Annotated in this window: 12 protein-coding genes and 3 pseudogenes; 5 read left to right on the forward strand and 10 right to left on the reverse strand. The window is 67.4% G+C overall.

Annotated features, from left to right (window positions below):
- Nucleotides 1–565 precede the first annotated feature (565 nt).
- Nucleotides 566–1,405 carry a class II glutamine amidotransferase gene (locus ABT254_RS46155; protein WP_351483713.1) on the forward strand — a complete coding sequence of 280 codons (840 nt, stop codon included), beginning with the start codon at nucleotides 566–568 and terminating at the stop codon, nucleotides 1,403–1,405.
- A gap of 603 nt (nucleotides 1,406–2,008) precedes the next feature.
- Here the strand turns inward: ABT254_RS46155 and ABT254_RS46160 are convergent.
- Nucleotides 2,009–2,263: pseudogene (locus tag ABT254_RS46160) on the reverse strand (transposase); the annotation flags it as partial.
- A 6-nt stretch (nucleotides 2,264–2,269) separates the two neighbouring features.
- Entirely contained in the window at nucleotides 2,270–2,830 is a 561-nt protein-coding gene (locus ABT254_RS46165; protein WP_351483714.1) for a transposase family protein, read from the reverse strand.
- A gap of 563 nt (nucleotides 2,831–3,393) precedes the next feature.
- On the opposite strand from ABT254_RS46165, the gene ABT254_RS46170 reads away from it, so the two are divergent.
- The 3 genes from ABT254_RS46170 to ABT254_RS46180 all read left to right on the forward strand — a co-directional run bounded on the left by ABT254_RS46170 (nucleotide 3,394) and on the right by ABT254_RS46180 (nucleotide 7,267).
- Nucleotides 3,394–3,969, forward strand: a complete 576-nt coding sequence (locus ABT254_RS46170; RefSeq protein WP_351483715.1) for a VanZ family protein — start codon at nucleotides 3,394–3,396, stop codon at nucleotides 3,967–3,969.
- A gap of 566 nt (nucleotides 3,970–4,535) precedes the next feature.
- Entirely contained in the window at nucleotides 4,536–5,162 is a 627-nt protein-coding gene (locus ABT254_RS46175) for a hypothetical protein (RefSeq protein ID WP_351483716.1), read from the forward strand.
- Nucleotides 5,163–5,461: 299 nt separating this feature from the next.
- Nucleotides 5,462–7,267: an alkaline phosphatase family protein gene (locus ABT254_RS46180; protein ID WP_351483717.1), complete on the forward strand. Its 1,806-nt coding sequence runs from the start codon at nucleotides 5,462–5,464 to the stop codon at nucleotides 7,265–7,267.
- A 291-nt stretch (nucleotides 7,268–7,558) separates the two neighbouring features.
- Here ABT254_RS46180 and ABT254_RS46185 read toward each other — a convergent pair whose 3' ends face one another.
- The 4 genes and pseudogenes from ABT254_RS46185 to ABT254_RS46200 form a co-directional block, all read right to left on the reverse strand.
- Nucleotides 7,559–7,723 carry a hypothetical protein gene (locus tag ABT254_RS46185; protein ID WP_502972155.1) on the reverse strand — a complete coding sequence of 55 codons (165 nt, stop codon included), beginning with the start codon at nucleotides 7,721–7,723 and terminating at the stop codon, nucleotides 7,559–7,561.
- A 304-nt stretch (nucleotides 7,724–8,027) separates the two neighbouring features.
- Complete coding sequence (locus ABT254_RS46190; protein WP_351483718.1) at nucleotides 8,028–8,879, reverse strand: RCC1 domain-containing protein; 852 nt, start codon at nucleotides 8,877–8,879, stop codon at nucleotides 8,028–8,030.
- Nucleotides 8,880–8,926: 47 nt separating this feature from the next.
- Nucleotides 8,927–9,145, reverse strand: a pseudogene (locus ABT254_RS46195) (IS5/IS1182 family transposase); the annotation flags it as partial.
- A gap of 159 nt (nucleotides 9,146–9,304) precedes the next feature.
- Nucleotides 9,305–10,726 carry a family 43 glycosylhydrolase gene (locus ABT254_RS46200; protein ID WP_351483723.1) on the reverse strand — a complete coding sequence of 474 codons (1,422 nt, stop codon included), beginning with the start codon at nucleotides 10,724–10,726 and terminating at the stop codon, nucleotides 9,305–9,307.
- A gap of 513 nt (nucleotides 10,727–11,239) precedes the next feature.
- Between ABT254_RS46200 and ABT254_RS46205 the strand changes: the two are divergent.
- A pseudogene (locus tag ABT254_RS46205) lies at nucleotides 11,240–11,389 on the forward strand (IS5/IS1182 family transposase); the annotation flags it as partial.
- A gap of 149 nt (nucleotides 11,390–11,538) precedes the next feature.
- Here ABT254_RS46205 and ABT254_RS46210 read toward each other — a convergent pair.
- The 4 genes from ABT254_RS46210 to ABT254_RS46225 form a co-directional block, all read right to left on the reverse strand.
- Entirely contained in the window at nucleotides 11,539–12,693 is a 1,155-nt protein-coding gene (locus ABT254_RS46210) for a pentapeptide repeat-containing protein (protein WP_351483719.1), read from the reverse strand.
- A gap of 445 nt (nucleotides 12,694–13,138) precedes the next feature.
- Nucleotides 13,139–14,167: an FKBP-type peptidyl-prolyl cis-trans isomerase gene (locus ABT254_RS46215; RefSeq protein WP_351483720.1), complete on the reverse strand. Its 1,029-nt coding sequence runs from the start codon at nucleotides 14,165–14,167 to the stop codon at nucleotides 13,139–13,141.
- A 538-nt stretch (nucleotides 14,168–14,705) separates the two neighbouring features.
- Nucleotides 14,706–15,203, reverse strand: coding sequence for a hypothetical protein (locus ABT254_RS46220; RefSeq protein ID WP_351483721.1), 498 nt, complete (start codon nucleotides 15,201–15,203; stop codon nucleotides 14,706–14,708).
- 11 nt (nucleotides 15,204–15,214) lie between these two features.
- Entirely contained in the window at nucleotides 15,215–21,136 is a 5,922-nt protein-coding gene (locus ABT254_RS46225) for a DNRLRE domain-containing protein (protein WP_351483722.1), read from the reverse strand.
- Nucleotides 21,137–21,862: the final 726 nt, after the last annotated feature.

Here is a 21,862-nt window from a genome sequence, read left to right on the forward strand (position 1 = left end):
GGATATTTACGGGGTGCTGCCATGGTGCTGGTGGATCTCCTTCGCCAGGACCGTAACCCTGGCATCAGGGACTCCACAAATCTCAGTACAGCTCAAGGAGAATGCGGCGTCGTAGGAGGTCGAAGTCGGCCTGGTCGTACATTTGTCTCTTCAGCAGCTTGTTTCCGGTGAGGTGGTAGACACGATCGTCCGAGCTGAAGAGCCCGCAGTCTGCCTGCCGAGGGCAGAGGGGGGCAGGTCAGCTAAGGCTGAGGCGGCTGAGTGCGGTGGTCCAGTCGGTGACGATCGCCTGTTGCGCGGCGGCAAGCGACACCTGGCAGGTCATCATCAGCGCGGCCAGGACGAGGAGGAGCCAGCCGACCGACCCCGACGGTGGCTCTCGCGCGCACCACGGGTGAGCCTGCGCGGTCGGGCGACCCGGGCTGCGGCAGAGCCTGCTACCCGTCGGGTGTTCCCGCTCTGCGCCCTTTGGAGAACTGATCGACAATTGGATGGTGAGCGACGCCTGGCGGGGCCTGGCGCGCCGAGGTCTCCCGCGGGTTCCGACGTCCGAAGGAGGTCGACCATGTGCAGATGGCTCGCCTACTGGGGCTCTCCCGTCCGGCTGACGGATGTGCTCTACACACCGGTCCACTCGCTGATCGATCAAAGTCTGCACTCCAGGCTCGGTGCCGAGACGACCAATGGCGACGGCTTCGGCGTGGGCTGGTACGACGAGGGCACCGACGCGCCGGGGGTCTTCCGCAGCACAGAGCCGGCGTGGAACGACACGAACCTGCGTGAGTTGTCGGCGCACACCACCTCGCCGCTGTTCTTCGCGCACATCCGCGCCGCAATCGGGTCGTCCGTCCAGCAGACCAACTGCCACCCGTTCCGGCACGGGCGGTGGCTGTGGATGCACAACGGCTTCATCGACGGGCTCAGCGACATCAAACGCGATCTTGCCTTCGCAGTCGACCCCGCGCTCTACCTGAGCATTGGCGGCACGACCGACTCCGAGCTGATGTTCTACCTGGCGCTGACCTTCGGCCTCGAGGACGACCCTCCGGGCGCTGTCGCGCGCACGATCGGGCTCGTCGAGACGCTCGGCCGCGAGCACGGTCACCAGTCGCCCTTCCAGGGCACGATCGCGACCAGTGACGGTGAGACCCTGTGGGCGTTCCGGTATTCGAGCGAGGGGCGGACCCGGTCGTTGTACTTCAACCGGAGCGTCCCGCAGCTGCGGAAGCTGTTTCCCGACCGGGCCGCCCGCCTTGAGAACGTGGCCGACGATGCGCGCCTGGTGGTCTCCGAACCGGTCGGGGACCTGCCGGGAGCCTGGATCGAGGTTCCGGAGGCCACCTACGGAGTGGTCGGCAAGGGCCGGGAGGAACTGCTCCCCTTCGCCTCCCAAGCTGCGGCCTGAACGGGAAAGGCCGCGAGGACAGCACGCCGCCCCCGCCCGCCGGCCCATGGCTCTTGCGCGGAGCCAACTCAAGCCATCCCTGATCTTCACGTGGGTGAAGCGGGAACCGGCGGCGTCCACTGTCTGGCGCCAGGAGCCGGCCTCGGCAGCGTGGTAGTCCATGGTGGCGGGCCCGCCCGGCCACGGGACTGTGCCGGTGCAGGCGGTGGCGAGGAACTCCTCGATGGCGTCGACCGCCTCGGTCGTCGGCAGCTCCTGCGGGGTACCGCAGGCCAGCTGGGCGTCGTAGGTGTGGATCAGCGTTTCCGGGACGCGGCGGCGGGCCACGGCGGCCGCCGTGGGCGGCGAGGTAGGGCTTGAAACGGTCGAGGGGCACGTTCCTGCGGTCGCGGGCTGAGGCGAGCAGAACGTCGAAGTTGGTGTCGCGATAGCGGCGGACAGTCTTGCGGTCGAGGCCGAGACGACGAGCGATCTCACTGATCGGTAGCCGGCATCGACCATGCGGTTGATCACTTCGTGCCTGCGTCGGACCCGGTCCATGATCAGCGTGGTCGGCACGAGCTCCAAGGTGGGCTGCCGCGGCTGGGCCTGCTGCTGTTCAGCGTATTTTCGCAGGCAGGCGAGGTGCTCGTGGCAGACCCGTTCGACGGCAAGTGACAGGTTGCGCAGCAGGTGCCAGCGGTCAGCGACCTCAGTGGCGTCGGGGGCGGCTTCCTTGACGGCGCGAGTGTAGGCGCTGGCCCGGTCACGGCACACGACCTCGGCACCGGCATGGTCGCGGAGCCAAGCGGCCAGCGTCTCGGAACTCCGGTCTGGCAGGACGTCGACGAGCTGATGGGTTTCGACGTCGACGAGAATGGTTCCTCAGCGACGGCCGCGGCGGAAGGCGAACTCGTCCACGCCGAGCACGCGTGGGGCCCGGTTCGGCACGACCGGAGCATGCAGATGCCCGAGGAGCCGCATCCGGCCTGCTGGAACCGAGAGCTTCCGGCACAGCCGTGCCCCAGGGCGTCCACCCATTTCGGCCGCCACGGAACGAAGCACGTAGCGGAGGCCGGAGGTGGCCCGCTTGTAGGGCTCGCTCACACTGTCGATCTGCTCAACGAACGTCCTGCGTAGGCAGGTTGAGGCATCGCAGAAGAACCGGCGCACGGTCAGCCGAACCAGCACCGGCCTGCCGGCGATGGGACAGTCGTCCAGCTGGCGACCGTAACGGCTGTGGACCCGGCGGGATGCGACACCGCAGTCCGGACACTCTCTCGACGAGCGTGTGCTGGACAGCTGGACCAGCGTCCCGCCCGCGAGCGCCGCCACACACTCCGCCCGTACACCGGTAGTCCCGGGAAAGAACACGCCCTCGGCCGATAAGCAGACATCCCCCATGACCCGGGCATTCCCATTGGCGCAGCCGCTTGACCTTGGCATTCACGAGATCGCTGACAGAACCAATTTCACGCATCCGCATCAATGCCCCGGCGCGACATCGCCGACCTCCGGCTCGTGGGGGCCCACGGCTGTCAGTGGGGCATGGCTGTGGACGATCACGTGATTGCCGCGACTCCGTGAGCGGGCGCGCTCAGTCGGCCGAGCCGTCGATCACCACACGGCAGCCGAGCACCGTCCCTTCGTCCCCGAGCGCATTGATCGCGGCGGTAAAGGCTCCCCGGCGACGGCTGATGTCTGCCTGCCGCTGACCTGTGTTTTCACGGAACAGCGGTCAGATTCATTCTCGGTCCGACGAAATGCGGGTCCCCGAGGTGACGGTTGGGCGGAGCGGGGTCAGCGGGCCGTACGGCCGCCTGGTGCCTGTCCTGTCTCATCGAAGGCTGAGCGTTCTCACCGAAGCTAGCTTGATCGGCGCTGAGTTCAGGGTTTGTCGTCGCGATGATCTTGTTTGTCGCGGCATCAAACACCGATCGATACGCCCCCGATACACGCCGTTGGTGAGACTGCCCATGGCAAGCGGATGGAAGCAGAGGGGTGGCAGGGTGCGGCTCGAAGGATGGCACGGCTGGGTCGGTACGTTCACCGGGGTGGCGCTCCTCACGGTGGCCGCGTTGCCGTTGGCAGCGCTGGTGGCGTGGTCTCTGGCCCGCTGGCGGAGGCTCGCCGGTGCCAGGGCGGCGAGGGCGTGGCGCATGTCGCTCGCTGAGGTCGGCGTCGTCTACGGGACAGTGCCGCCGGTCTGGTTGATCCTGCTGCCGGGCGACGAGGACGGGGCGGTCGTGAACCTGGTGCCGCTGCGGGACCTGCTCACGATGGACGCGGGCCAGATCGTCGGCAACCTGCTGGTGTTCGCGGCGCTGGGGTTCCTCGGCCCGCTGCGGTTCGCGGCGCTGGCATCGGTACGGCGGGTTCTCGCGCTTGGGGCGGGCTGCTCGGTCCTGGTCGAGACAGCGCAGTACGTCCTGCAACTGGACCGGGTGTCGTCCGTGGACGATGTACTGCTCAACACCGCCGGCGCCGGTCTGGCCGCACTGGCGTCACGCCGCTGGTGGCGCGCCGACAGGAGCCCGCTCCCCGTGGGAGAAACAGGCGGGGCGGTGAGCGGGAGATCCACATGACGTGTGACGACGACCGTTGGCAAGAAGGCCTCCGGAAAGGAGCCTCTTCGGCGAGTAAAGACCTCGAATCAAGGGGCTCATACCGACGGAGAGACAGCCTGAACTCTGAGCCTGGTCCCTGTCGCGGACCGCTCAAGGTTCGGTGAGAACGCTCAACCTTCGATGAGACAGGCCAGTGCCTGCAGGGAGGCCGTCGTGCAGTTGCTCGATCGGTGGGGCTGCAGCGGCAGAGGTGTCTCAGGGCTGTGCTGGCGCGGGCACCTCGCCCCTGGACATCTGCCCGCCGGGCCGGCGCTGTGGGACGTACGGTGGTGTGGCCCCGGACCAGGGCCGGCCGATGAGCAGGAGCCTGGGCACCCCATTGGCTGTTGCGGGGGCCGCTGACAGCGCGCACCCGGGCCACAACCCGGGCCGTGACGTCCTTGAGGCGGGGCGGCCGAGCGTGACGTCTCGCGGGCGTTGAGTACCGTTCCGGCCTGTCCATACCTCCGGCGCCGCGGTCTCCGTACCAGACACCTCCCTCCCCCTGGGGCGCTGTACCCCCTGCCCCGCCGCATAAAGCCGGGGTGGCGATCATCGGCGGGGTCTTCCTCCTGATCGTTGTGCTCCTGCTGACGCTGGTGCTGGCAGGGAAGAAGCTCGAGAACAGCTATCCCCGGGCCGAGTTCTCCCTGACCGTGCCGCGGGCACTGCTCGAGGGTCACTTCAAGCTGGCCAAGGACGACTCCCCGACCAAGGGCCGGGCGCTGCAAAGGAGCTGGAGGCACAGCTGGGACACCGAGGCCGTCCAAGGCGTCGTCGCTGTGTACCAGTCCGCCAGCGTCGAACGGGGTGATCTCGTAGTGACCGGCATATACGGCCGGCTCAAGAACACCGACGAGGTGCGCTCCCGCGTCCTGGCAGGCAACGGCTCCAAGAACAGCCAGGTCAAGGTGCTCACGCCTGCGGAAGATGAGACCCCGCCCGGCTCCCGCATCAAGATCAGCTGCGAAGCGGTGACCCGGACCTGGGCCGACGGATCGACGCTCACCTACCCCGTCTGCGCCTGGGTGGACGGCGCCACCTGGGCCCAGGTGGCGGACATGACCCTCCTTGCCTCGATGAATCTCGACTTGAAGGCCACCGCGAGGAGCACCCTCCAGATCCGCTCCGAGATGGTGGTGGGTGGTCTGGTCGGCAGTGCTGCGCCGTGAGTGAAGTGCGGCCGCAACTCGCAGAATTGCTGTTCTCCTGACTGCCGCCTGCCCGCCTGGCCATCGTCTTGCGGCTGGCGGCCTGGTCATCGCGTGCACCTGCCACGGCGGCCAAAGAGCCCGTCATGGCCCGCGCTGCGATCAAGGGCTCATCCGCCGTGAACTTGTCTGGTCAAGTTCGGGCGGAGTTCTTCCGCTTGACAGCGACAACCAGTAGTCATGTCCCGTTCGTTGCGCGCCTTCAGGCCGTGCGGGCGTGTCCTGCACAGCATCCTTATCAAGGGGACGAGGTACCACGTATGCGACTGCGCTGGAGATCCCTCGGCGGGCTTCTCGCCCTCCTCGGAGCACTGATCATCGTCGTTCCTTCCCCCGTCCGGGCAGCCGAAAGCAGCGGCAATCTGATCGTCAACGGCGATGCGGAGAGCGGCGGTTACTGCACCGGCGACTGGGCGGCGGCCACCACGGTCCCCGGCTGGAGCACCGAGGCCGGCGGTTTGAACGTCGTGTGCCATTCCGTGGCCACCTTCGGGTATCCCAGCGACGGCAAGACCCCGGGCAAGGCCTTCTTCGGGCCTGGAAACTTCGGCGACGGCGCGATGACGCAGAGCGTCGACGTCTCCTCGGCCGCCTCGGCCATCGACGGCGGGAGGGTGCACTACGACCTGTCCGGCTGGCTCGGCGGCTGGACGACCTACAGCGGCCATGCCGCAGTGAGCCTGCACTTCCACGACGGCAGCGGCCACCCGATCGGCCCCGTCGCCAAGCTGCCCACGGTCTCCGCGAGCGACCGGGGCCTGGCCACCAAGTTCCTCTCGCGCAGCACCACCGGCGCAGTCCCGGCCGGCACCCGTTCCATCCAGGTCGAGGTGCAGTTCCTGTCGACGAGCAGCGAGACCGGCTACCTCGACAACCTCGCCCTCACCCTGGACACCCCGCTCGACGCGCCGGCCCCGCTCGCCCCGCCGGTCTCCAGGGTCCCCGGCTACGACCACGTGTTCATGGTCATGATGGAGAACACCGACTACTCCGAGGTCATGAACGACCCGGCGGACACGCCGTACATGCACAGCCTCATGAGCCAGGGCGCCACGCTCACCGACTTCCACGGCGTCTACCACCCGAGCGACGAGAACTACCTCGCCATCGCCGGCGGCGACACCTACGCCAAGGGCGCCACGTACTTCCCCAACATCAACTCGCCCCAGCGCAACCTCGCCGACACCCTGGAGGCGGCCGGCAAGACCTGGAAGGCCTACGAGCAGGGCATGGGCACCCCCTGTAACACCAAGAACGACCACGACAGTTACTACGAGCCCGACGACGCTCCCTTCATCAACTACACCGACATCAGCGGCAACGCCTCCCGCTGCGCGGCCCACCTGTTCGACACCACGCAGTTGACCACCGACCTGAAGTCCGCGGCCACCACCCCCAACTTCTCCTGGGTCGCCGCCGACGACTACTACGACGGAGAGGCCTCCGGCAACGGCAATGCCACCAGCCTCAAGACCCAGGACGGCTGGCTGAAGCAGACCCTCGCGCCGGTCCTCGCCTCTGCGGCCTTCACCCAGCAGCGCTCGCTCCTGCTTCTGACGTGGGACGAGAGCCAGGGCGAGGCCTACAACCACATCGTCACCACCGTTGTCGGCTCCCAGGGCACCGTCCCGGCCGACACCAGCAGCCCGCTCCACTACGACCACTACGGCATAGGCCGCACCATCGAGGCGGCCCTCGGCCTGCCCGCACTGACCGCCAACGACACCTACGCCACGCCACTCAACGCCGCGTTCGCGCCGTCCACCACGACCATCCCGACGCTCACCGGCAACCTGAACGCGGTCGCGAGCGGCGGAAACGTCACCTTCCGCTACTCGGTGCCATCGGCATCCCAGGTGAGCGCCAAGAACTGGATCGGTATCTACCCGGCGGGCGTCACCCCCGGCAAGCAGGCTTCCCTCATCTGGTCCTACGCCCCCAACGCCAGCGGCGCCCTGACCTTTTCGACCGACAAACTGGGCGGCGCGGGTAGCTACGACGTGTACTACCTCGCCAATGACGGCTACTCGGTGCTGGGTGGCCCCTTCTCCCTGACCGTCGGCTGACCGGCCACAGGACGGGGGGAACGCCCTCCCCTGTGCTGGCCGTCCTGGTCAATAGGAAGCGACGGATGGTGCTGTGCCACTGGGCGCGTGACGGACCGGATCCGACACGTCGGCACACATACGTCATGACGTCGGAACACTGTGGCTCGCAGGGCGCAGTGGGCCATGCACGGTGAGGGTGACGGAGTGTGTGGTCCTGGTGCGCCCTCTCGCCTGGGCGGGCAAGTCGTTCGACCGGGCGGTGCCACTCGCTGCAGGGATGAAACACCCGGCATGGGAGGGCACGTGGGATCAGGCGGCGAAGCCGAGGTTGGTGACGTACTCGTACTGGCCCCATTGCGATCCGAGGTCGACGATCTGCTCGATCCAGGCGTCGTCCAGGGCCCGGTCGTCGCCGGTGGACCAGGCCGCTACGAGGGCCTCCCAGTAGCGGATGTTGAGGGTGCGGAATTCCACGACCCGCTGGTGGGAGGACGTTACGGCCCCGGCTCCGGCTGGTCTCCCCCGTCCAGCCGGAGCTTTCGCGTGCCGGCGGCCGGCTCTTCTGCACCGTGTAGTGCTTCTGCGGACCCGCCCCCGCCGCGATCGGGACGGACGACCCGCCGGCCGGCGCGGCCGTGCCCGATGCACCCGCTACCGGGCTTCAGCTTTCGGACAACGTCGACGTGCCGAGCGAGCCGGGCTTAGGACTGGATTCATAATGAGGTCTCTGGGCCAGGGGATGACGGTGTGTCAGTGCGGTGTGGCGCGGCCCGGGGGCTTATGGAAGCTGGACTCCGGACCAGTCATCGACTTCGCACTGTCTGTCGGCATTGTTGCCTGCGGTCACGACTGTGCCGTTGGCACGCAGGCCAAGGGTGTGCGTTGAACCGGCCGCCACGGCGACAATGTCGCGCCACTCGCCGACTTCGCACTGTCCGTAGCTGTTGTCTCCCGCCGCGAGGACCCGTCCGGACGCAGTGAGTCCGACAGTGTGATAGCTGCCCGCGTCGAGCGCCACCACGTCTTCCCACTCATCGACCTCGCACGCCCCTGTTGCCCGGTCTCCGGTCGCTACTGCCCGCCCGTCGACTCTGAGGCCGACGGTATGGAGATACCCGGCCGAAATGGCAGCCAGGTCACGCCACCCTTCAACGGCGCACTGCCCTCGCCGGTTGTTCCCCGCGGCCAGTGCAGAACCGTCCGACCGGACGCCGACCGAGTGCCAGTCACCACACGACAGGACGACCATCTCGCGCCAGGACTGCACGTCGCACTGCCCTTCTGAACTCCGGCCAACCGCCAGCACCCGGCCACTGGCGAGTAGCCCGAGCGTGCGGCGCCAGCCTGCGGCCACGGCCGTGACGCCTCGCCATCCGGCGACATCACATTGCCCATCGCCATTCCACCCCGTTGCCAGCACCGTGCCATCCGACCGGAGTCCCACCGTATGAGACCGGCCCGTGTTCGTCGCGGTATGGACGTTGCCGGCTGCCACCGCGACGACGTCTTCCCATCGCTCCACACGACATTCCGCGGCTGCAGTATTGCCCACGGCAAGAACGGTTCCGTCCCAGCGCCGTCCGACCGAATGACGCCTTCCGGCCGCCAGCGCCGATGGGTTGGCGAGCATTTGCGCCTCCTTGTGCCCGGCGCGAGTTCGCGACATGGGATGGCACCTTACTTGGGACTCGAATCAGAGAGCGTCCTCAATCGTCGCCAGCAGGTGACGGCACAACCGAGCATGATGAAGGCCCGGTGGATATCGTCCCGGACCTCCCAGCGGATGCGTAGGCGGCAGAACCAGTGCAGCAGTGCGATGGCGCCTTCCACGACCCAGCGGTGGACGCCGAGCCCGGAGCCGTCTTCGGTGCCGCGTCGGGCGATGTGCGGGGTGATTTCGAACCGCAAGTCGGGGCGTGGAGACTCTTCGCGTGCGGCGGGCCGGAAAGGAGATCGCCGCATCCATTGCGACGTCAGGGGGTGGCGGATGTGCCGGTTCGTTCGCGCAGTTCCGGCCCCGTGGGGTCGGAACTGCCCGCGGGACGTCGGGGTGGGTCACTGGGTGTAGAAGGTGGCGTCTGCCTGAGCGGTCGTCGTGCTGACAGCCTGGACGTACAGCAGGTAGTTGTAGTGGCGTATGTATCGGCCCGGGAAGTTGAACGACTCGTACGAGACCCCGGCGGAGTCCGCGAGGCCGGCCCGGGCGGTGAAGGAGGCGTCACCGGCGAACAGCGTCGTTCCGTCGTTCTTCTCCACCCACACCTCGTTGTTCTTGTGGCGCAGGTAGTAGCCGGGGAAGTTCGCCGATTCCAGGGAGACGGTGCCGGTTCCGGTGAGTCCGGTGACGACGCGGAACTGTGAGTCGGCGAGCGGGGCTACGTCCGCCTCGATCTTGGCGCGGTAGTCCCAATGCCGGATGAAGCGGTCGGGGTAGTTGTAGGAGCAGAGCCGGATAGGGGTGAGGCCGTCTGCGACCGGGATGCCGAAGTCGGGGGTGCCGTCGGCCTTCCAGTAGATCTTCTGCACGCGGGTGCGGCGGTTGGGGTCGTTGAGCGGGGAACCGGTGATGTCCTTGTAGCTGCGGTCGTGGTAGACGAGGATGTCCGAGGTGCCGTCCTCGGAGACCGTGAACTGGTTGTGCCCGGGGCCGTACTGGCTAGTGGCGGCGAAGCTGGCGAAGACCGGGCCGGTGCTCTTGGCCCACGACGAGGCGCTGAGCAGGTCGGCTGAGGCGGACGCGGTCAGCATGCCCATGCAGTAGTTGGCGTCGGTGGCGCTGGCCGAGAAGGTCATGAAGACCTTGCCGTTCCGCTGGAGCACGGCCGGGCCCTCGTTGACTGTCTCGCCTCCGGCGGTCTCCCAGGCGGCGGTCGGCCTGCTGATCATGACGGGTGTGCCGGTAATGGCCCACGGGCTGGACATCTGGGCGAGGTAGATGTTGGTGCCGCGGCCGACGGCCGGGTCGTTCTGCGCCCAGGCGAGGTAGCGGGTGCCGTTCACGGCGAAGGTCGTCGCGTCCAGGGAGAAGGTGTCCAGCGGCAGTGCGATGCGACCCTTCACCGTCCAGGTGCCCGTGATCGGGTTCGCGTCGGCGCACTCCAGGACGTAGGGCCGGATGTGCCAGATGTCGTTGGCATCACCGGCGGCGAAGTAGATGTACCACTTGCCGTCGATGAAGTGGATCTCCGGGGCCCAGATGTAGCCGCCCATCGTGCCGGTGGCGGGCCTGGTCCAGATGGTCGCCTCGGAGGCTGAGGACAGCCCCTGGATCGTGGTGGCCCGGCGTAGAACGATGCGGTCGTACGCCGGCACGGTCGCGGTGAAGTAGTAGAAGCCGTCGGTGTGCTTGAAGATGTGCGGGTCGGCCCGCTGCTCGGCGATGGTGTTCGTGTACGTCACACCGGGCGAGGCGGGCACGGCGGCGCGAGCGGTGCCGGCCGAGACGCCGGTGAACGCGGCGGCCGCCGAGCCGGCCATCAGACCGAGGATCGTCCGACGGGTGAGTTCAGGCCTCACGGGTTGCTCCCTTGGTGCTCGCGGGGCGGAGGTAGCACCCACTCCCACATTGCCGATATATCGAACGTCGTTCGTAAACTCGACCAGAAGGTAGGTTCTGAGCCTGTCCCAGTCAACACTTCCGTCACACAAAGTTTTCCTGGTGCACTCCTGCTCAGGTCCACGACAGGCGCAGAATCCGCCCCACGTGACGCGTCGCGACAGCAGCCGGCGGCCACCTGATCGAGGAAGGGGATGCTGGCGCCCTCCCCGCCGACGGTCTGGTCCGCTCCCCTCGGCTGATCGTCGCCGCCCGGCGCCGCAACGCCATCCCTCGGACGGCGGCGGCACGGCCGCAGCGACGGCAACGACAAGGAAGGACCGGTAGCCCTGACGCGATGACGGATCTGTCCATCGCGGCATGCCTGGGCGAGGACTTCCTCGCCCAGGCACTGCACCGCGCACACCGCCACGTACCGAGCACGCTCGACGCTGAGGTCGATGATCGAGCGCACGATGTCGTGGCTGTCTGCCTACCGCAGACTCAGCGCCTGCCACGAGCGCAACCCCCGCAACTACCTAGCCTTTCACGGACTCGCCGCCGCCCTCCGCTGCTACAAGCGCCTCGTCCGCCTCACCACGTAGGACACGGTCTAGCTAACGACCTTGGGAGCGATATCAGCTCTCGGATCTGCCTGGCGGCCTGGGGCTCTGCATGATCAGGACGCCGCTGAGGAAGAGTGACGTCGGTCAGACGGATCGCGGTCGCCGCAGTCTTGACCAGCGCGTCTTGGTCAGGGAGCGGACCTCAGCGGCGGTGCCTGCCACGTCATCCCGGGCGGCTGGAGTAGGGGCGAGGGCTCGGGGCCAGGGTCATCCGTGACGACGACTCCGGCGGCCGTGTGGTCGAAGTCGGCGGGCCAACGGGTGTACTCACTGGACAGGGCGCCGGTCAGGCGTGCTTCGACAAGGTTGGCGGTGCTCAAGTCCGTGCCACGCAAGTCAGCCATGCGGAGGTCAGCGCGGTGGAAGACCGCGCCGTGGGCGTCGGCCTTACGCAGGTTCGCCTCGCGCAGGTCGGTCTCGGTGAAGTCGGCGTCACGCAAGTCGGTTCCGACCAGCTTCGCGGCCCGTAGGTCGGCCAGAATGCAGCGGCTCCGGCGGAGAATCGCAGTGGTGAGGTCGGCGTGCCGCAGGTTGACCGAGACCAGGGACGCCTGGGTCAGATTGGCGTGGTACAGGCCCGCCGCCTCCATGCAAGCGCGGTCGAAGTTGACCTCGGGGAACCACAGTCCGTCGCAGTCGGCCCGGCGCAAGTCGGTGATGCTGAGATTGACCCAGGACTGCTCCCGGTGCTGGCACAGCACGCCGAGCGCGGTCAGCGCCACTTGGGCGTCGGCGGCGCGGGTCTCCAGGGGTGCGATGTCGTTGATGTGCACGTCTGCCGCCGGTGATTCCGGCCCGGCGGGTGGCCAGCGCAGGTGTGTACGCAGATACGCGGCCTGGATGGAGATGATGGCCTCCCGGTCGCGGGCGGACTGCTCCGCGATCCGCCACAGCGCGTGCAACCCGCCGATGCGCACATCCAGCTTGTCGCTGCCGAGTTGGTCGACGGCCCGGCTGAATCGGTCGGTGACGTAGCCCTCCTGGGTGGCGCGCAAACCGTCCTGACTCACCCGCAGTTGCCGCCAGGTGGCGTATGCGCCGAAGAGCACGACCAGGCCGCCGACCACCTGCAAAAGCGTCGTGCGGACCTCGTTCACCGCCGTCAGTCGATCCTGCGCGGCGATTCTCGCCCCGGCGAGATCGTGGTCGACCACCACCCCCGGCAGTACGACGAACAGCGTGCCCAGAATGACCAGTCCCGCCCCGGCCAGCAGGCCTGCGGCTACACGATGCTTGACCAGCCCGTCGTGCCGTGCCCGCCCCCCGCGGTCTGGTTCCCCCATCTCCATGGGCATGGGAGCCTAGGCGCCGCTCAGAAGACGATCAAGAGTGCTGTGCCACTGGCCCGTAACATGAGAATGGCCGTACTGGTTGGGTGAGTTGTGAGCCTTACCTGGGCCCGTGCGGCCTGTTCCCATCCTGCCCTGTCGGGCATCTCGCACGCACACTTCGGCGAGTTGCTCGAAGAACTCGCGCCCCGGTGGCAGGCCGCGCGGGAGGCGGCGCTACACGAGCGGCGTGGCGGAGACGGCGAACTCACCGTGCAGGGTTGAGAAGGCCCGTCGTGCCGGAGGCGCCACGAGAACGCCGCGACAGCCGACCCCCATCCCCGCCCTGCGGCACGCCCAGACGCAGGTTGATGGATACACACCATCAACGGGTGCGCACTGGGCGACCTTCGTACGGCAGAGCTGGCCGACTGGATGAGTGACCGGTTCCGGCGTTGCCTCAGGTGGCGGCGAGGATGTCGAGGACCGAGATAACGGTGGCGCCGGGTGCCAGGCCCTTCGGAGGATGCAGACCGTACGCCAGTGGCGCGGGAATGACGGCGAGCACGCGGCTGCCGACCCGCTGGCCGACCAAGGCGCGGTCCCAGCCGGCGATGACGTTGCCCCGGCCGATCACGACGGGCAGCGGGCCGCCGTCCGCGTGGGAGCTGAGGACGAGGTCCGCCTCGTCCTTGCCGCGAGCCGCCTCCCAGGCGGCCGAGGAATGCTGGAGGACCAGGGTCTGCCCGGCCTTCACCACCGGGCCGGCGCCGTCCACCAGGCGCTGGACGACCAGGCCCTTGGGGGCCGCCTCGTCGGGGACGGACAGAGTCGCGGTGCCGTCGCCCTTGTTCATGTGCACCTCGGGCAGCGCATCGGAGAGCGAGTTCTGGTCACCGGGGACGAGGGCGTGGGCGTCGATGACGTCGAGGATATCGACGGCGTAGACGATGGTGTCCTTGCCGGTGACGTGGAGCGGGGCGCTGCCGGTGGTGCCGTAGGCGGCTGCGGGGGGTGCGACGACCAGGACCCGGCTACCTGCCCGTTGGCCCTGCACGGCCCGGTCCAGGGCGGGCAGCGTCACGCCCCGCCCCACGGCGAACACCTGGGGGCGTGCCCCCTTGTCGTACGGGCCGGGAAGCACCTTGCCGGTGCGCCACACCTTGGCGGTGTAGCGGACGATGGCCACGTCTCCGGTGTGTGCCGCAGGCCCCCGCCCCTGCGTCTGCGGCGCGACGACGAACTTATCGCTCGGCGCAGACTTCGGAACCGAGATCGTGGCCCGGCTCCCGAACTGCCCCGAAACGGTGGGCAGTACGGCGTCCGTGTGCACCACGGCGGGCACGGCCGCCTTTGTTTGCACCGGCGCCGAAGGGGCCGCGAGCGGCCGGTGGTAGCCGTCCGGCTGCTGCCGATCGGATGACGATTCACTGCTGCACCCCACCAGCAGGAGGGCGGGCGCTATCAGCAGCGCGACAAGACGACGCATCGATCTCCACTTCCACAGATACTTTCCGACTGCTTCTCAAATCTGGAAACAATCAGGACGAGCTACATTTAACGGCCACTTTTGCCATACGAAATGAAGGGCCACGGAAGCAGCCAGGGCCATCTCAGGTAAAACGCGGCCATGCCACGAACGGGATTTTCGATCAAGGAGTTACGAGTGGGAGTGATCCACACCCCCGCCAAGGGCCCGGTACGAGAACCGGGTGAAGTCTTGCACCGCGACTCCTCTCCTTTCCGTGTGGGGGTGGGGCCATCGCGGAAGACCCGCACGGGAGCGGGGAAATCACGTAGGCCGACGCAGCCGGTCAGTCCTCGTCGTACAGCCCGGGAATGAACGGCGCGCCACCTGGCCGCTGTACTCCACTACATGCGCCAGCTCCGCACGGGCGCGACGAGGGAATCTCCAAGATCACCGGCGCTTTGAATCCGCCCGGCCCTGCGGTGGCTGCGCATGGTGAACGCACGCCAGCCGCAGGGCCGAGGAGGCGGTGGATTTCGACAGCGACTGGGGCCCGCCGCTACTTGGCGAATCTACATTCCCAGGATTCCCCAAGGAAGCGTACGACTTCCTGGTCGTATTCTCCAGGATCCCAGCCGTCGATCACGAATAGGGCCGACACTAGGTCCGAGTCGACGCTATTGGGTGCCACGCATGCGGATCTTTCTCCTTTGCTTCTGGCTCGATTGTGGGCGAGGTCTACAGCCTTGCCCGGATTCACAACGGCCAGACGGTAGGAAACGTTCAGTTCGATCTCGTTCTTTGCGATGTCGCGTAGGTTGGGATCGGTCGCATGCGGAGTTGTGGCCATTTCCCTGAATGGATTCCCTGCACCCTCCTTTGCGTCGCCGAGGAGGTTGCTGTAGCACTCCATCAGCGTCCGAATGCTTTCCGCTTCTGCTGCGAGTGCGCCAGGGTCGTCGGCGGCGTAATCAGCCATTAGGGCGTGCCGCTGAACAGCCTGCGCGATTTCGTCAGCCAGCGACAGAAGATTCTGTTCACCGTCAGTGCTGTTCATTCTTCCGTCCTTTACGGCCTTATCTTCAATATCCACCGGTAGTGGAACGTGTGCATCAGCTCTCCCCATTTATTGTAGTAGTCCACGTGTACATGGTCTCCGGCTCGGCAGACCCCTCGGTACCGGCAGCGTCCGCCGCTTTTCGCGGCTTTCCGCGCTTCTCGTTCCGCTTCTGCCTGTGTCCGGTAATTGTGGCCGGCGTTGGTCTTATTATGTTTGACTTTCCTGGCAAAGACGGCGGCTCCGGCACCCCCGTATGACTTACACCAATCCAGCCAGGTGCAGTTGAAGTTGAGAGCGCGATGATACAAATGCCGCCAACTTCCCCATCCCCACTGTCCGTTCAAGTCGTAGCAGCTGATGGGGTCGGAGGTGCAGTAGTCGTAGGCGTTGGCGTTGCCGCCGGGAACGGGGTCGACGGACAGGAAGCGTCCGGTCGTGGGGTCGTAGAGGCGGACACCCATGAGGATGGCGCCGGTGACCGTTTCACTCGAGCGTTGTTTGCCGCCGAGCCAGGCGTAGCGAGTTGCCGTGGTGTCGCTCTCCTGGTTGCCGTACTCGTCGAACGCGAGCGCGGTCGGTGCCTTGCTGGTGTCCAGGGGGAGCTGGACGGCGACGTCTCCGTGGAGGTCCGTCAATTGGAGCACGGTGCCGCCGGTGGCGCTGGTGATCGCCTCCAGGTCGCCGCTGCTGCCCTGGACGTTGCGGCTGATGGTGCCTGTGGTGTCCTCCTGGATCCAGTCGGGACTGTCGCCGTCGCTGCCGTAGTGGTTGACCTTGCTGCCGGTCTGGGTCCAGGTGCCGGCGTTGTTGATCTGCGTCGTCCAGGCAGCGAGGCGCTGGGCGGCGTCCAGTGTCCAGGTTTGCCGGCTGGTGCTGCCGCCGGAGGTCTGCTGCTGGACCAGGTCGTTGGTGTAGTAGGCGATGGTCGCGCCGGACGCCTGCGTGGTGGTGCGGCCGAAGGCGTCGTAGACCGTGCCGGACGTGACCAGCCGGTCGGCGCTGTCGTAGGTGCTGTTCGTGGTCGTGGCGCCGGTGGAGGTGCATGCCGTGCCAGCGGCGCTGACGCTGGTGGCCAGGGCGGTGCGGTTGGTGTTGTCGTCGAAGCTGTAGCCGCGGCGGGTGCAGGTCCCGTCCGGGGCGGTGTCGTCAGCCTGGGTCAGGCGGCCAGTGTTGTCGTAGGTGTAGGCGCGGGCGTAGGTCTGGCCTGCGGTGTCGGTGTCGTTGACGGTCTGGGTCTGGATGGAGTGGTCGGCGGTGTCGGAGGCGACGACGGTGCCGTCGCTGTCCTTGGTGTAGACCCGGGAGGTCTGAGCGCCGGTCTCGTCCTGGGTGACGGTGAGGGTGTAGCCGCCGGGCAGTTGCTCGGTGGCCAGTGCACCGTCCGCGTCGTAGGTGGCGTTGAAGGTGCCGGCGACGGAGTCGGTGCGGGAGGTCTCCACACCGCGTGGGTCCTTGGTGGTGTCGTAGGTGAAGGTGGTGGTCGACGGAGCGGAGTCGGTCACCTGGGTGGGCCGGTCGAGCGCGTCGTACTGGGTGGCCGCGGTGTTGCCACTGCCGTCGTTGTAGGAGATCTCCCGTCCCAGCATGTCGGCGACATGCGTGATGGTCTGGCCGCCCGCCGTGACGGTGGCGACGTCGCCGTTGGCCGTGTCGTAGGTGGTGGTGGTGTCCGGAACCGCGGTGCCCACCCCACCGGTCACCGACACCAGGGTCGGACGCCCGGCCGCGTCAGAGGTGGTCGTGGTGGTGCGAGTGACGCCGTTGGCGGTCTCGGTCACCTTCCAGGTGTTGCCCCACCTGCCGTATTCGGTCGTCTTGGTGGGCAGTTGGGTGGGGTTGGTGCCGCCACTGGTGATGTCACCGGCAGGACCCACTGAGCAGACCAGGTCCGCCCACTCGGGGCGCCCGTTGCACGCGCCAGTACCCGTTGCCGAGTAGTAGGTGGTCACAGTCGCACCGGCGTCGGTGGCGTTCGACTTGGGCAAGGTGGTCTTGGTGACCCGGCCCTGGGCGTCGTACGTCATGGTCTTGACGAGGTTCAGACCGCCCGGGTCGTCCGTGGTGGAGGTGGGCAGGCCCTTGGCCCAGTCGTAGGCCGTCTTCGTGGTGCGGGTGTCGCCATCGGAGGGGTATCCGTCCACGTACGCGCCGATGGTGACGGTGGTGGGCTGGTTGGACACGGTGGCCGTACCGTCGGTGGGGCGGCCCTCGTCGTACGCGGTGACGGTGTGCTGGCGTGCCGCGACCTCGCTGCCCGCGGGCAGGTCGGTGCCGCCGGTGCCAGCGTGCAGGACACCGGTCAGGGTGACCAGGTGGAGGGGGCCGAAGCTCTCCAGCTCGCGCAGCCCGTCGCTGGAGTACACATGCGTGGTGGACAGCCGCTGCGCACGGTCCGCCGTGGACAGGCCGTTGATCCCGAGCAGGGTCAGCTCGGTCAGTCCCGGACCGTTGGTGGCAAGAGCCAGCTCTCGGTTGCCCGCGGTCAGTTCACGGACGGTGTCGCCCAGGTGGTCGTACTCGGTCACACTCAGGTGCCCGCCCGGGGTGGAGCTGTTGACCTCACGGCCCGAGGCGTCAACATAGGAGATCGAGGCGCGGGTGTAGCTCGTCGAGGCCAGGGCCGACCCGGTGTTCGACGCGGGCACAACGTCCGGTGGGAAGACCGCGGCCGCGTCGGTGGGTACGTCCGTCTGGCCCCAGGCCGCCACATCGGTGGCGCCCATCTGGTAGGGGGCGTTGGTCCCGGTCAGCGGTACGTCGTAGACGACGCTGGTAGTCGCGGTGCCGCCGTCGGTCTGCGTCTTCGAACCCGCCGCCAGGGTCGGCCGTGAGGCGGCCAGCAACATGCCGGGGCCCGCGGTGGCCGCGTTGCCGGCCGTGCCGTAGGTGAAGGTCCAGGGGAGCTCACCGGGCGGGGTCAGGGTCTGTACCCGGCCGGAGCTGTCGTAGGCGTAGCTGGTCTTCAGCGTCGGGCTGATCCTTGGGTCCCACTCCTCGCGCAGCCGGCCGGAGTCGTCGTAGTTGTATGCGGCGATGGAGGTGACGGTGGATGCGGAGGCGCCGGGGTCGGTGGCCCACAGGCGGATGCGCTTGACCCGGCCGACGTAGTCACCGAAGGACGTTGACGTAGCGGTGGTGGAGAGGGGGTAGAGGAACTCCAGTACGCGGCAGCCCTTCACGGAGGGGTCGGTCTGACAGGTGGCCGCATCCACTGCGGAGGTCGGGGCGATGACGTATTTCGGCCGCGCCGCGGGCTTGCCGCCCACGGTGGTCTTGGTGGAGTACACGGTGGTGGTGGAGTTGCTGGTGGCCAGCTTCGTGGTGGCCACGTTCCATGTGGTCACCTGCGCGTCGGAGGCGTCCACCTTGGCGAATGTGGTGGTCGTTCCTTGGTCGTCCGTGAGCGTGAACGAACCCGTCAGCGAACCGGTCAGGGTCAGGTCTTCCGCGCCGGGCTCGGGCTTCCACCCGCCGGAGCTGGTGGCGGTGAAACCGGTGGCCTTCCCGTCCACGTCGACCAGGGCCACTGAGGCGGATGAGGTCTGGCGCACGTAGGCCCAGTGGGAGTCGGTGATTTCCGCGACCGTGCCGGAGGTCCATTGCGGGCCGAAGATCGGGGCCTGACCCTCCTGTTCGGCACCCGCGTTCGGGCGACGGGAGGACGCGATACGCGAGACAGACATGCCGAACGCCGAGGCGTCAGTGGCCGACAGGGTGTAGTCACCGGTCAGAGCATTCACCGAACCGGGCCCGACCTCCTGGCTGGGTGCGGTTCCCGCGTTGCGGTCCACGGTGACCGTCGACGACGGCGAGTACCCGGTCGTGGTTCCGTCGGTGAACGCGGCACGGACGTCGACCGGGCCGTCCTCGGTCAGTGACGTGGTGATGTTCCACGTCAGCGCGGGCGGCGCACCACTGGGAGCGGCCAGCGGCCAGGCCGTCACAGCCGTGCCGTCGCTGTTCTTGGTGACGTCCGCAAGCGGCACGTTGTGCCAGCCGTCGGTCTCCCCGCGGCGGTACTGGTAGGTGACACCGGTGTAGGTGGGCTTGCCGGTCGCGGACAGGGCCACCCTGCGCGCGGGCCGGTCGCCGTCGCCGGGGCTGAGCAGCGCGGCACCGTCCGCACCGACGCCGAAGGAGTACTTGGTGTTGGTGGCCGACAGGTTTCCGCCGGAGTCGATGGTCTGGGCGTACAGCGTGTGCCAGCCGTCGGCGGGTGTGATGGAGATGTTCTGTGCGTTACCGCCGGTGCCGTCCACCGTGTCATACACGCTCTTTGCCATTGTCGGGTCGTCCAGGCCCCACTTGAAGCCTTGTCCGTCCGTCGACGTCGTGTTCAGGGTGCAGGTCACCGCGCCGGGCGCCTTCGCCGACCAGGTGTCCTGCGGGTATGAGGGACAACTGATGGACGGGGCCGCTGGCAGCATCGTGTTCACGTCGAAGGGGATGTACCCCGACCAGGACCCGTAGTCGGTGGAGTCGTACCCGCGCGCCCGGAGCCGCAGGTGGTCCCCCGCCGTCAAGGCGTTGCCCGACGGGATGGCCACGGTGGCCGTGGAACCGGACGCCACACCAGCGCTGGTTGCGGTGTAGGTGTAGGTGGTGTCGTTGTACGCGGGGTCCGGGGTCAGCTCGAACTGGGCCTTGACCGTGCCACCGTCCGCGTCCGTCACCTTCGCCGACAGGGTCGGCGTCCGCGAGGTCACGTACCGCTTGCCGTTGTAGGCGTTCACCGTCGAGGGCGAGGCCGCGGCCGCGGTCGGCACGCCGGGGTAGGAGTTGTAGGTCACCACCAGCTTCGGCGCGTACCCGGACGTGGAGTAATTGGCCGAGCGGAAGCGGCGCCAGGTGGTGGAATCACTCTCATTGGCGCTCGCCAGCTGCAGACCGTAGTTGGCCGCGCCGTTGGCCCAGTCCTGCACCATGGCCTGCAGGTTCCAGTTCGACCAGGCTCCGGGGCAGGACGAGTCGTAGCCCGAGCGCGCGCTGTTCGACGCCTTGTTGGTGGTCGTGGTCGTCGGCTGGGCACCCCACGTGATCGACGAGGAGGACCACGAGGAGGTGATCCGCTTGGCGTCCGTGGTCGCACCCGATGTCGAGCAGGTCGACGAGTAGTAGTTGTACAGCGACATCGTCGCCGACTGGATGTGCTTGCCGGTGAACGGCGACACGTCGAACTTCAGATACGACCGTGCCACGTCCGTGCCCGCGTCGTAGGTACCCGACTTCAGCTCCTCGGAGGAGACCTGCGAGTCCGGGTAGTCGGGGTTCTGTACCCAGGTGTCCGTCGTGACGGCCAGCGTGGACGTGGGGTCCACGGTCACCGGATAGGCCGCGGTGGCCAGGAAGTCCTTGTCCGGGGTGAGCACCAGGGTCTGCGAGCCGTCCGACGCAGTCTCGATCGTCGTGGCGACGCGCTCCCGGTGCGCCGACTCACCGGAGACCTTGTCCTTGGACGCATCCCACATCATCGGGGCCGGCGCCTCGGCCACCAGGTCACCGTCGCCGTTCTTCAGCAGCAGGTGCCCGGAGTGCGCCTGGGACAGCTTCAGCCCGTCCAGGTTCAGCGGAATCCGGTAGGACACCGTGTCGTTGCCAGGCTGCTGGGCGAGCTTGATGTTCTCCGAGAAGCCCTGCGCCAGCGCGGTGACTGACAGAGTCTGCCCGCTGCCCAGGTTGTAGGAGGCCGTGGCGCCCTTCAGCGATGGGGTGGGCAGCTTGTGCTGCCAGCCCAGACCGAAGGACTCCTTCCCCTTGGCCACCGACGCAAGCTGGGTGTCACCGCCGTCAGAGACCGCGATGTCCGCGGCCGCCGCTGCCGGCGTGAGGTCGGTGCCGGTGTCGGACAGCGAGGTGTCGATGTCCTTCCAGGCCCCATCCTGCTTGACGCCGGATCGGACCGGCGTACACCTCGGTCTGCAGTTCGCCACCGGGCAGCGCATACGTTGTCGAGTCCGCCGTCCGCGCGGACAGCACCTCGATCTTCCGGTTCTGCAGACGGGCCATCAGCACCGCTGACGCCTCATCCTGCGCCTCCGCAGGACCCGACACCTTGGATGAATGGGACGGTGTGGACGCGGATGACGTGGTGGACGTACCCGCGGCGAACGCCATCCCGGTGTCTTCAGCGACCAACGCGGTCTCCACCGCGATCGCCAGCACCACACTCATGGCAATCTGCCGCAGCCGCCGGGCCTGTCTCTTCCTCTTCGGTCTGCCACGAGTCGCAGGTCTGTGACGCATGATCAGTTCCCTCCCTGACACTCCGCAATGCGGAGCCAACAGAAACGAACTGATCTTCACGGGAGGTGCGCAGCTCACCCATGACAGCTAGACGGAAAACTCATGCAAAAACCAAGAAATCACCAAGGCGCACAAAAGCCGCCATGCTGGCTGACCTCCAGAGGTAGTCCTATTGCGCGTTTCATGCACTTCATCCCAGTGCCGCCTGACGCTGGGAGTCACACTCACGTTCCCTGACCCACTTCAAGACTTTGCCAAGAAAAGAAAGAAGAAGTGGATCAATGGGTAAGGAGTCGACAAGACCCTGGTGGGTCACTTTGAACCGTTCCGGGTTCGGTAGGGACTCGATCGTTTGAGAGGATCGAGTTATGGCACGCCCTTCCCAGTACCCGCTTGAGCTGCGCCGTCGTGCG

Source organism: Streptomyces sp. NPDC001137, assembly GCF_040298885.1.
Classification (GTDB): domain Bacteria; phylum Actinomycetota; class Actinomycetes; order Streptomycetales; family Streptomycetaceae; genus Streptomyces.

Excerpts from the sequence above, each read along its gene's own strand:
- ABT254_RS46180 (WP_351483717.1), top strand. The coding sequence starts at position 5,462 with ATGCGACTGCGCTGGAGATCCCTCGGCGGGCTTCTCGCCCTCCTCGGA.
- ABT254_RS46200 (WP_351483723.1), bottom strand. The coding sequence starts at position 10,726 with ATGGCCGGCTCGGCGGCCGCCGCGTTCACCGGCGTCTCGGCCGGCACC.
- ABT254_RS46210 (WP_351483719.1), bottom strand. The coding sequence starts at position 12,693 with ATGGGGGAACCAGACCGCGGGGGGCGGGCACGGCACGACGGGCTGGTC.
- ABT254_RS46220 (WP_351483721.1), bottom strand. The coding sequence starts at position 15,203 with ATGAACAGCACTGACGGTGAACAGAATCTTCTGTCGCTGGCTGACGAA.
- ABT254_RS46190 (WP_351483718.1), bottom strand. The coding sequence starts at position 8,879 with ATGCTCGCCAACCCATCGGCGCTGGCGGCCGGAAGGCGTCATTCGGTC.
- ABT254_RS46155 (WP_351483713.1), top strand. The coding sequence starts at position 566 with ATGTGCAGATGGCTCGCCTACTGGGGCTCTCCCGTCCGGCTGACGGAT.
- ABT254_RS46165 (WP_351483714.1), bottom strand. The coding sequence starts at position 2,830 with ATGCCAAGGTCAAGCGGCTGCGCCAATGGGAATGCCCGGGTCATGGGG.
- ABT254_RS46215 (WP_351483720.1), bottom strand. The coding sequence starts at position 14,167 with ATGCGTCGTCTTGTCGCGCTGCTGATAGCGCCCGCCCTCCTGCTGGTG.